Source organism: Clostridium porci (assembly GCF_009696375.1).
In the GTDB taxonomy this organism is placed as follows: Bacteria; Bacillota; Clostridia; order Lachnospirales; family Lachnospiraceae; genus Enterocloster; species Enterocloster porci.
The window spans coordinates 254,431-266,479 of record NZ_VUMD01000005.1 but is presented as its reverse complement, the minus strand read 5'-3'; the positions used below and the strand labels follow the sequence as shown (position 1 = coordinate 266,479).

At 51.9% G+C, this 12,049-nt stretch carries 4 protein-coding genes; all 4 read right to left on the bottom strand.

Features of this window, described 5'->3' with window-relative positions:
• Positions 1–8,110: prealbumin-like fold domain-containing protein (locus FYJ39_RS07755; RefSeq protein WP_235919769.1), on the bottom strand; the 8,110-nt coding region annotated here is incomplete at its 3' end.
• A 91-nt stretch (positions 8,111–8,201) separates the two neighbouring features.
• Positions 8,202–9,092 (bottom strand): CAP domain-containing protein, encoded by an 891-nt coding sequence (locus tag FYJ39_RS07750; RefSeq protein WP_154471880.1) that lies wholly within the window; start codon positions 9,090–9,092, stop codon positions 8,202–8,204.
• A gap of 644 nt (positions 9,093–9,736) precedes the next feature.
• The gene (gene gltA / locus FYJ39_RS07745; RefSeq protein ID WP_154471879.1) at positions 9,737–11,125 is read right to left on the bottom strand and encodes an NADPH-dependent glutamate synthase; all 1,389 of its coding nucleotides are present in this window, start codon (positions 11,123–11,125) and stop codon (positions 9,737–9,739) included.
• Entirely contained in the window at positions 11,125–12,015 is an 891-nt protein-coding gene (locus FYJ39_RS07740) for a sulfide/dihydroorotate dehydrogenase-like FAD/NAD-binding protein (protein WP_154471878.1), read from the bottom strand. Before FYJ39_RS07740 ends, gltA begins: the two co-directional genes overlap by 1 nt.
• Between the last annotated feature and the right edge of the window lie 34 nt (positions 12,016–12,049).

Here is a 12,049-nt window from a genome sequence, read left to right as displayed (position 1 = left end):
TTGCATAGCCCTTCGGGGTTTTTGTTTCCACCAGCACATAGCTTCCTACTGGTAAATATTCCAAACGGGTGGTTCCCTTCTCCGTATAGTAATACCTGCCCTGGTACGTGTTCGGAATGTCCTTAATATCATAATCATACTTCATGATGGGGGTGTCCCCTCCGGCATCCGTTTCCATCCGTCCAGTTGCCGCTACCTCCTGGCCGTCTTTATAGGTTGCGGCGCGGAAGGAGAATATTTTCCCTGATTCATCATATTGGGGGACTCCGTCCACCAGAGTCGGGGAGCCGGTTTGATCCAGTTTGGCATGATACAGCGTTAAGTAAGCCTCACTGTCATTACAAAGGGGTTCCTTGGTGTTTGCGTCATACTTCCATATATCCAGGGCAGTAAAATCATCCTCCATGGTAAAGCTTTGCACGTCTCCGGTTTCCTTTACCTTAACATTGACATCCGGGGAGGTTACATATCCTTTTTCAAAGGGAACCTTGGTTTCCTCCAGCACATAATAACCAACTGGTATATGGTCAATCCAATGGGGTTTTACAGTGGGAATGGCCGTTCCATCACCATCCAGCTTTAAGTTTCCGTTATCATCGTATTGATAGCCGCTGATCCAGGATGTATAAACATCCCCCTTAAGGTATGCTCCTTTATCATCGGCAAGGGGGAGCCCCTTTCCATCCAGTTTTGCTTTATAGAGCGTCAGCGTTGCTCCCTCAATCTCCTTCTGGGTTCTCACATCTACCTTTGCGATTTCAGTCTTGGTAAACTCATTTTGAAGGAAATATTTCTGCACCTCCTCTGTATCCTTCAATACCAGGCCCAGATACTCAGCCTGTATGTAACCCTGGTCATAAGGAACCGTTTCTTCCTGAAGGATATAGGCCCCAATAGGAAGCCTTGTGATGGCGTGGACGCCTCCAGAGGTTTCCGGTTTCCCATAGGAATCCGTACTGCTGTTTGTAATCCAGGTTTCCTCTTTTGTGACCACATTTCCTCCAGTATAGTAAATTGGCAGGCCGTTTTCATCGTCAACGGTTGTTTTGTTCTCGTAGATGGCAGCTGCCGTCCCATCCTCCAACACCTGGATCGAGCGCGCCAGCTCCTTCTTCCCTGTCTCATCCACCGTATAGGCCAGCATACGCTTGTAATCGTCATACACGTAAGCCATGCCGGTTTTAGAATCCGCATAGCAAAGCTTGTTTCCACGCCCGTCCAGCACAAACAGTTCGCCGGTGTCTGGATCTTTTTGGGTGTCCACCGTCTCCAAATCATAGAAGAACAGGTTTACAGGGGCATTGTCTGTCTCCTGGACATCCCATATATCCAGCCCGCCTGGAGCAGAATCCTTGCCAGTCTTTACGATTTCCTTGTGGGTTCCTGTATGAGTGTCAGTGATGCTTGTTACCTTTCCATTCTCCCAATAGGCCGTCACCCCTTTGTACTGGTTCTCCCCTGTCTTTTCAAGCTCAATGGCTTTATACAGAGACAGCCGGGCATTGGACACTGATACGGTAAAATCAATCCCCTTGCCGGTAAAGGTTCCGTCCCGCTTATAAAGGAGTTTCACATTTGGCATAGCTTTTAAGGCTTTTTCTGTCCCTTCTACAATCCGTTCCGAGTATTCTTCCAAACGCTTTGTTGTATAGCCGTACCAGTCTTTTGTCTTAGGGTTGTAGGCAATGCCTCTCACATCTCCCCGTGCCTCCAGCCTTTCTTTCCGTCCGTGTACCTTATAGGTCAGTAAATCTCCCGTATCATTCACAAGGATCGTTCCATCAAAGCCGCCGCTTAACTCAACCTCTCCCTGGGTATCCACCTTCTTAAGACCGTTGCGGTTGCCCACCAGGGAATCCCCGTCCTCCACCTTATGGATCTCGATCCGGGAAGGGTAATCCTGCACCTTGATCTGGCTGACTGTCTCTGTTTGGAACTTATTCGTCTCTCCGCTTACAGGGACTGCGTACTGGTATCTGGCCGCTGTTACTGGCTTCCATCCGGCTGTAGTCCCGTCTGTTCCCCTCTTGTCCTCATAGTAGGTGACAGCATCGGAATAGACCTCAAAAGCCACAGGCCGGCTCTTTGTATACCCTTCGGGGGCTTTCACCTCTACCAGGACATAGGCCCCGGCTCCCAGAGGCTTATAGGTTTCAATGTAGCCCACCATCTCCTGCTTTACCTGGCCGTCTTTAACCACCTCCCGGACGGTGGAATAGGCTTTGAATATGCCCGTCTCGTTCCCTTCCCTGTCCTCCTGGATGATCCGCTGGCTTTCGTCATACAAGGGGAGCCCGTCCTTATCCAGCCGGATCGGAAGGTCGGATCGGCCTGCGTTGTCCTGGCCCACCCTCGGATACAGCACAGGGGTTCCATTGGCGTCCGCCACCGGATTGCCGGCTTCATCCACCGCCTCCCCAAACAGAACCGCCCCGCTTCCGGCCGCGCTTCCTGTCCCGTTCTTTTGTACATCCCGTTTGGCTGCGTATAGCTTGAAGATTGCCCCATCCTGAAGGATGGTTTCCCCTGTTTCCGCATCCAGTTTTTCAATCCTAAGCTTCGAGCTGTAATACTTGTTTTCAAAATCCGCCTGTGCGAAGGCGCGGAAATTAAAATCCGCTCCGGCCCCCTTGGGGGTAAGGCCCCCTTCCGGCTCCCGGACGCTCCACGGCACCAGCATAGGGGCAAATTTCCCTTCAACGGCTGTCCGTACGCCTGCCATGGCAGGGACGTTGTCCCTCACCTCGATCTGGCCGCTGTCCGTCTCATAGCCTTCATACAGCACGCCGTCCCGGCTCTCCCCTCCTTCACTCTGGGAGGCGTAGCCTGGGTAATACCCCTTCACTCCTTCCTTTGCCCCATCCATGTAGGCTTCCTTATAGGGCTGCGCTGTGGTCAGGCTCCGCCCCGGACGCTCCTTTTTTGCCAGGCCGAATTTATACACCTCGAAATCCCCATCCTCATTGTGCGCCTTGATGACATGGGTTTCCTCATTGAAGCGGATATGGTACTTGCGCATTATCTCGTCCGGCGTATCCGTACTGTCATACCGGTAATAGGCGCTTCCCATCCCGTCATGAACCTCTTTTGCCCCCGTATTCCCGCCGGTATGGATCTCCGGCACAAAGGGGAGGGTGATCTCTTTGGGATAATCGGAGCGGTAATGGCGATTCGCCAGCTCCTTTGCGTTGTTCCCTGGGAACTGCTCCACGATCACATAGGTTCCATAGGGGAGTGGGATCGAATGGTTAAAATAATCATCCTGTCCCTGCCGGGTGTTGCACTGCAACGTTGTGGCGTCTTTGTCCGCCCCGCCATCCACGTCCCGATCCCAGCGGATCGCCAGCAGCTCGTCTAAACCTTTAAAAGGCCTTAAATAACTGGCTGCCTCCCCTGTGGCTCTCTCAACCGCTGTTTCATAGGCAAGATCCGGATTTAGATCCGGGTCGGCCCTTAACAGCTCTTCCTTGTACGCCTTTATATCATAATAGTCCAGGGCGAACTGGCGGGCCGCCGGATTCTCCCCAGCCTGGCCCGCATTGCTGTCCGGGGCAGCTGCCGCGTACATGGCCGCGAAGAACGTTTCGTAATCATAAGTCCCATCCGGCTTTGTCTCCAGCAGCCGCCTCGCCCCTTCCGGTTCGGAGGGAAGGTAAATGGGCCTGGCTTCCCCAAAAGCCCCTTTCTCATCCGCCCTCGGGGAAACGATGGCCCCCGTATCGTCCACGTAGATATTTTCAAGGTTGGCTTTCAGGTACAGCTTAAACTTAAACTGGTTTAACAGCTTCGTCCCCTGGGTCTGGCTCCCTCCGGTAAACAGCTTTAACAAAGCCGTTGCCGGATCGTTATGCAGGGCTCCATAGGTGTTCACTCCATCATAGGACGCCTGGGATATGTCCTTTGTGATCCTGATTGACTGCTTGATGGCCCGCTGCAGCACCGTGATCGGCCGCTCCTTTGTTCCCCCGTCCTGTGACGCCTCCCGTTGCCCTGGGTACAAAAGGACTGCCTCCTTGATGTAGCTTCCCGCCTCTCGCTTCGGGTGGGCTGCATAAGCGCTCACTCCGGCCCCTTGGATCTCGGTCAGGTACTGGTTATAGGGCATTTCCTGCCCCTCATGGGTTATGGCTTTCTCCTGGGTCACGGCCCGGTATGTCCTTTGCTTGGGCTCTGTGGCCGCTGTCCAGTCCGTGCCGTCCTCCTCATGGAAGATATACAGCCCCCTTTCCTCATCATAGGACGCCGTAATGGGAACCAGCCGTTCTTCCTCTGCTTCCTCCTCCCGCTGCGCGTATTTGTAGACGCGCTCCAGCTCCGGGATCGGCTTTCCCTGGTTGTCTAACAGGATTTCCCCTGGCGCGTAGGTTTCATACACCGGCTGGTATCGGGTTTGAATCATTGGCTCTATGGCCTTTGGGAATGGGATTGGACCGTCAATCTCTTTCTTTTCTTTGATGGCCGCGGTTCTGGCGTCCAGGCGATACCCGCCCTTCTCATAGCGGATCCAATAGCCTGCCTCATCCGATGGCCCGTTCGTTACCCTGACGGTTTTCCTCACGTATAAGGCTCCGCTGGCCGGATCGTACACCGCCGGATAGTCCGCCTGTGCCGCCGAATAGTCATACCGTATCCGGGCTGCGCAGCCCCCGTCTTTGGGGTAAACGGCCTCCACAACGGCGCAGTCAAAGAATGGGCGCTCCGTCAGCCAGTCCAGGATTTCCTGGGCCGCTTCCCCGTTGACGGCTTTCGTCAGCCTTACCTCCTTCCATGGGGAGGAAGGGGATATTTCCCGGTAGCCCAGCTGCTTTAGCATACCGTTTGCCTGGGCTTTCAGGTAATCCGGGGCAATCGCTTCCCCCCATTTGCTCATATCCTCTGGGGCTGCGGTTCCTCCGGGGAAGCCAGCTGCCCGGAACCGGTACGGCAGGGTTTCCCCATAAGGCACCGTCCCCGCGCCTGCCGCCACCATGGGATTCCCCTGGGCGTCCTTTTTATATTCCCCGCCCTTTGCCTTCTGGTAGACAGGCTGGCCCTTCTCATCCCTTTTAGGCTTTAGGCTGCTTCCCGTCACCTCCCGGACAGTCCTCTTTTTCGTTGTAAGCTCCACCCGGTAAAACCTTGTCCCCTTGGGATAGCCTGTCACCGTCACATCATAGCCCCGCTCCGTGCCAAAGTATTCCACCATAAAATCATTCCAGGAGCCGTCTGCATTCATGTTGTTGTAATCGGAAAGCCCTCCCGCTGCCTGGGCCCATCCGGCCCCCGGCATGGCAAAGGCCCCGCCCCCTTCCGTCCGGTTGCTGCCGGCCAGGTTGATCCCCTTCACTGACAGCTCGTAGCCCTCGGAACGGCTGATTTCCATTATGTAGTAGCTTCCCAGCAAAAGGGGGCGGCCAATCCATGGGCTCCCATTCTCACCTGCCAAATCCGGATAAGCAATGGTTCCAAAGCCCAGCGGGGCTGATTCTATGGTCCCCCCCTGGTAAAGGCTGGCCGGGAAGGCATCCCCTTGCGGATCTTTTATGGTTCCATCAGGGTTAAGCCGGGTTCCCGGCGCTTCGGTAAAGGTTAAAAAGGATGCGTCCCCCCGTTTATCCGTGGTGGCAATGGCTGCCAAATCGTCCTTGCGGTAAACCACACCGGTTTTCCCGTCCGGGTGCTGGATATCCTGGGCCGCAAACAGGCCGTATACCGCCCCTTCCAGCGTCGCGTCCCCCTGGGTTAATCCGTAGCTTTGATCCGGATCCTCCTGGTAACGCTCCAAATCCCTCTTATTGATGTGGAGCCTCCCCTCTGTCCGGTGGTTCCACACCTTAAACGTGTAAAGGAGCCGGCCGGCGTCCCCATAATCGTCCGTGGATATGGGCTCCTCGGAATCGTCCATAAAATCAGGAAGGGAAATGGCAATGCGATCCCCGTCCCCCTCGTCAGCGGAACGGGGCCGGCGGGATCGGGGCTTGCCCGCGGCTCCAGCCGGTTCCTCCCCCGCCTCCGCCTCCAAGGCTTCCGGCATCATTGTAATGGGCTCAAGCTCCGCCTCCAGGGCCGCTTTCCCCGCGCTCCTGACCGAATACTCATAGGAACTATAAGCCTCTATGGGCTGCTCCTGAGCCAAATCCTCTATCCGGCTCCCTTTGGGCGAGCCATTGGAAGGGGTCGCGTTGGAAGAAACCGTTTTAAATGCTTTCCTGGCTTCCGAAGCGGTAGAAAGGAATGCTTCCCCGGCTTCACTTTCCGTGGCGTTTGGAAGGCTCCGCCTCCTGCGCAGGGTGCGCCCGGTATCCTCCGTCACCGCCACTACGCTTCTTCGTTCCTCCAGCTCTGTATCCTCCTCATTGGGAAGCGCGTAGGTATAGGCTGCCCTGGCCGCCGCCCTCAACGGCTCCGCGAAGGCTGCCTCGTATGACAGCCTTCCGCCCTCCCTTACAATCGGATTTGAAGCCCTGGCCGTCCCTCCGGCTTGTGCCGCTACCACTAACACGGATTCTATGCCCGCGTCTTTCTTGTGGCCCCCATGGACAACATAGCCGGTTCTGGCCGTTTTTTCCTCCAGCTGGTAGCTATACTCCAGAGCGATAAAGGCCTCGTAGGTTTCATCCCGATCCCGAAGCATAGCTTCTAAGGCTTCCATGCTTTCGCTCTGGTTCCTTTCATCCTCATTCCCTATATGGAAATCGCAGGTGGCGGCGCAAAGCTCCTGCTCCGCGATCCACTGGCGGCGCAGGCGTTCATTCTCCGCCTCAACCGCCTGGATTTCATCCGCATTCGTCTGCTCCCCGGACTGCTCGTTATAAGCCGGTTCAGGGACTTCCAGAAAATCGGGAGCCGGATGCCCCATACAGTAGGTTTTGCTGTAATGGTACAGCCGTTCCGTGCGGTAAGCTCCACGCCCCGCCTGATCCGTTGTAATCTCCCCCGCGATATGGCTTGCCTGGGGCTTTGGGGACATACGGTTTACATAGACCTGCCCCGTCTTACCGTCCGGGCTCCCTTCCTCATAGTCATTGTGGTTGACCTGACCGGCGTCAAAGTCCTCCCATACATAGAACACGGTTCCCTCCAAAGGCTGGTTGGTTTCCGCGTCGTACTTTTCCATCTCTAGGTTGTAATGGCTGCGGAAGGTTTCACTGTGGCGGTAAAGCTTCGGTTGAAATTCATGAGGAATACGAGTAATCCCATTGACAATGACAGAAAAGGATACCGATGCCGGTTCATGGGAGGCGTCCGGCCTCCCCATCTGTTCCTGATATCCCCCTCCGGGGGTGAAAATATAGGCATAAAACCGCTGCTCCACTCCAGACAGCTCCCCGGAAGTCACGGTTCCGCTTGGCTTAGACGCGCCATTGTATTTAAACAGGATCTTGCTTCCATCCGGGGACAGCTGGTAAGACCAGTTCCCATCTGGAAAGCTCCAGGCTGTTTCCTTCAGCTGCGGGTACTGGCTGATATCCAGGGTTAAGGTATAGCTCCCCTCATTGGCTTCCATGATGAGCTGCTTCCCGTTCCATTCAGGAAGGCCGCTGTTTGCCCCGCTGTAATATTCCTCCATCCCCTTCAGGATGTATTCCTTCATTTCCTGGTAGTAAGCCATTGCCTGTCTTGTTTCAGGAACCCCTGCCAGCTTTTTCATGGCCGCCTCCTGGGCCGCCCAGTCCGTTTCATGGCCAGCCACGCAGCCCCAGTAATACACCTGGACAACCGCATACCGGACTTTATCGTTATAATCCCCCTCGCGGATCATCCACTCATAGGCAATGGTCATAGGCAGATACCGCTCAAAGGAGCCGATCACCGGAACGGTTTCTCCGGGTTTCGCCTCATATTTTTTATACCTGGTGGCCGTTCCTCCCGGAAGCTTCTTTCCGGGCGCGATACAGAAGGTTGGGGCGGCCTCGCTTCCAGGCCCCGCCTTGTAAAAGTTCATTGAGTTATGGTTTTTTCCGAATACATACAGGCTGCGCCCACTGAATACAACCCTAAATTTATCAAAGTTCGTTTCCCCTTCCTCTATGGGTTGGTTTGCCGCAGTGGAAAATGGCATAGACGACAGCAGCAGCACCAACGCCATAAACAAAGAAAGCGGCCTTTTTATTTTTTGCAAAATATTCAAGATATTACTCCTTTCCCAACAAACAAAAGAGCTATGACATTATTCCTGATTTCAGGTAATGCCATAGCTCCTTTAATTACACTTATTTGATTTAATTTTGAATAAATAACTGACACCCAACAAGAGAATTGCCAGATTTATAAACCCCAACTCCTATCTCATCACCTCTTGAAGTAAATATGTTGTGCCTGTGTCCGGCAGAATTTAACCATGCATCCATAAATAGCTGTGCTAGTTCCTCCTCTGTTTCCCCCATAAGAATCGGTACTGAAGCAAGATTCTCAGCTACTCCTCTGTTCTCTACTGTCACTGCTGTTTCTATATTGCTGCCGTCCGGTCGTCTATGAGCATAAAGCTCATCCCCTTCTTCCGCCCGAACCGCCGCATTTTCCATTAACTCATCATTGATGACTAATTCGTAATAACCTTTTGAAACTCGTTCCTCATTTACCATTTCGGCAATACGATAAGCCACCTTATCCACATCAATCGATTCAATCCAGGCAGCTTCTTCGGCCTTCTTCCGCTCCTTCTCGGCTTCCTTTTGTTCCTTTTCGGCTTCCTTTTGCTCCTTTTCGGCCTGAATCTTTGCATTTAGCTCATGGACAGATTCATCTGGGGTGAATACTAAATGAAATATTTTTCCATCATCTCCTGCCATACCGGGCAAGTAATCAGAACCGCCAGGAATCACATCCGTAGCGACTACTCCATTATGGAGCAAGGCACCGTTTTCATTTACAGTTACGCCTTGATCGGCTACATCATATGTTATATAGCCAGTTTTATAATCAAAACTATAACTTTCAGCTATCCCGTCATGGTTCCCGTCAATCCAGACCCAACAATGCCCCTTAAGATAACTCCCATCATCAAGCTGCCACCGCCAGCCAACACCATCCTGCACCCACTGCCCGGCATAGGCAGGGGTTGACACTGCTATCGTTACTGCCGCTGCTGCCGCTGCTAATCTTTTAAGCATACACTCTCCTCCTATTTATTTTCAAATATGTATTAACCCTTTTCCCATCCAGATCTCCATCCTCTACTTTTTTTAACACCCCCCTCTGTTATATCATAGCATATTTCTGTACTTTTGCATCCAAAATGTTAAAAATCACAGCCTTTTATTAAAAACTTTATCCCCACTGTCATTTTAAACACATTTTCTTCACTATGGCATTGTACTATTCGATTTTCAAGGTGCAAAGCTTTTTTTAATCTTTTGACTTTCTTCGAACTGAAATCTGATCAACAGACCTATCATGAAAAACCTGAAATACTAGACATTTATCATTAAAAACTCATCAACACGCTCCCAAAAGCAATATTCTTTATTCTCCAAACAACAAACAAACTGGATAAGCGGCTGATTCAGTCAATTCAATGCTGCCGAACAAGCAAATTGTAAAAATCTGCACTTCGATCTCTGTGCGATAACGAAAGCATATCATACCTATTACCAAGAAGTCAATAATTTTTTTATACTTTTTAAAACCTTTTAAATAACAAAAACAAAATAAAACGCTATTTCCGCTGCAAGAAAAAACCGGTCTCCCATGCTTTCCATAGCATTCGAAAACCGGCTTTCCCTATCCATATGATCCTAAAAATTATAAATCCCTCTTACCTATTTCCCCTTAAAAATTGATCGATGCCTCTGGCTCCCGCACGTCCTGCTTCCATAGCAAGTATAACAGTGGCTGCCCCTGTCACGGCATCTCCGCCTGCATACACACCTTCCTTCGTTGTCTTTCCATCGCTTTCATCCGCAACAATACATTTCCACTTATTCGTCTCCAGGCCTTCTGTAGTAGAGGAAATCAACGGATTGGGAGAAGTTCCCAAAGACATGATGACCGTATCCACATCAATGGTGTAGTCGGAACCGGGAACCTCCACTGGTCTTCTTCTTCCGGAGGCATCAGGCTCTCCCAGCTCCATCTTGCGGACTACCATACCTGTTACCCAATCCTTATCATCCGTAAGAATTTCCACTGGATTGGTCAGCAAATCGAAGATGATGCCCTCTTCCTTGGCGTGATGAATCTCCTCCGCACGGGCGGGAAGTTCTGCCTCGCTTCTTCTGTATACGATATGCACCTCGGCGCCCAGACGCAACGCAGTTCTTGCTGCATCCATAGCAACATTTCCTCCGCCTATTACCGCAACCTTTTTGCCAAGAAATATAGGCGTGTCATAGTCATCCCGGAAGGCTTTCATAAGGTTGCTTCTTGTAAGATATTCATTGGCAGAAAATACGCCGTTAGCATTTTCCCCCGGAATGCCCATAAACTTAGGAAGCCCTGCGCCGGAACCAATAAATACAGCCTTAAAGCCTTCCTCATCCATAAGCTCGTCAATGGTAATCGATTTTCCAACAATCACATTTGTCTCAATTATAACCCCCAGCTTCCTCACGTTCTCAATCTCAGGACGCACAACGCCATCCTTTGGGAGCCGGAACTCTGGAATGCCGTAAGTAAGAACGCCGCCCGGCTCATGGAGGGCCTCAAAAATAGTCACCACATAGCCCATTTTAGCCAAATCCCCTGCACAGGTAAGTCCCGCCGGGCCGGAGCCAATCACTGCCACCTTAATTCCGTTGGTATTTTCAGGCTTTGCAGGCACAATCCCGTTCTCACGGGACCAATCTGCTACGAAGCGCTCCAGCTTACCGATAGAAATAGGCTCTCCCTTAATACCCCGGATACACTTCCCCTCGCACTGGTTCTCCTGAGGGCATACACGGCCGCAGACTGCCGGAAGTGCGCTGGATTCCGCAATGGTACCTGCTGCCGCCTCAAATTCACCATTTTTTACTTCCTCGATAAACTTGGGGATATTGATGGATACCGGACATCCCTGGATACACTTCGCATTTTTACAGTTAATGCAGCGAGCGGCTTCCGCCTGAGCTTCCTCCTGACTGTACCCCAGGCAAACCTCCTTAAAGTTAGTTGCTCTCACCTTCGGCTCCTGCTCTTTTACTGGAATCTTCTTTAATACGTCCATTATTCCTCACCTCCGCAATTTCCGCATCCTCCGTGGTGGGTATTACCTTCCTTAAGCTTCAAAAAAGCACGGCCTTCTTCTGTCTTATACATCAGCTGACGCTTCATAGCCTGGTCAAAATCTACCTGATGGCCGTCAAACTCAGGCCCATCCACGCATGCGAACTTTATCTGGCCTCCCACGCTTACACGGCAGGCGCCGCACATACCGGTGCCATCCACCATAATCGGATTTAAGCTGACAATCGTAGGCAGCCCCAGCTCCTTTGTAAGCTTGCAGACAAATTTCATCATAATCATAGGGCCGATGGCTACACAGACATCATACTTCTTCCCCTCATTTACAACCAGATCCTTAATAACCTCTGTTACCATGCCTTTACGGCCATAGGAGCCATCATCAGTGGTCACATACAGATTTTGGGCAGCAGCCTTTAATTCCTCTTCCAGAATCAGCAGATCCTTCGTCTTAGAGCCTTCAATCACATCCACCTCCACACCGTGGGCTTTCATCCATTTAACCTGTGGATATACTGGAGCAGATCCAACGCCGCCTGCTACAAAGAGGTAACGGCGCTTTTTTACTTCTTCCAAATCATCCTCTACAAACTCGGAGGGCTTCCCCAGAGGACCCACAAAATCCTGGAAATAATCTCCCTCCTTTAGTCCTGCCATACGCTCGGTAGAAGCGCCTACGATCTGAAATACGATAGTAACCAGCCCCTTTTCCCTGTCATAATCGCAGATGGTCAGGGGAATCCGCTCTCCCGCCTCATCCATTTTTACAATTACAAATTCTCCTGGCTGGCAGGCCCTGGCAACCCTGGGCGCTTCCACATCCATCAGGTAAATCTTGTCTGCCAGACATTCCGCCTTAACAATCTTATACATGGCTCTCCTCCTCGTTATAAGCGCTCAGAAATCG

Coding starts and splice junctions, on each gene's coding strand:
- gltA (WP_154471879.1), bottom strand. CDS start 11,125: ATGGACGTATTAAAGAAGATTCCAGTAAAAGAGCAGGAGCCGAAGGTG.
- FYJ39_RS07750 (WP_154471880.1), bottom strand. CDS start 9,092: ATGCTTAAAAGATTAGCAGCGGCAGCAGCGGCAGTAACGATAGCAGTG.
- FYJ39_RS07740 (WP_154471878.1), bottom strand. CDS start 12,015: ATGTATAAGATTGTTAAGGCGGAATGTCTGGCAGACAAGATTTACCTG.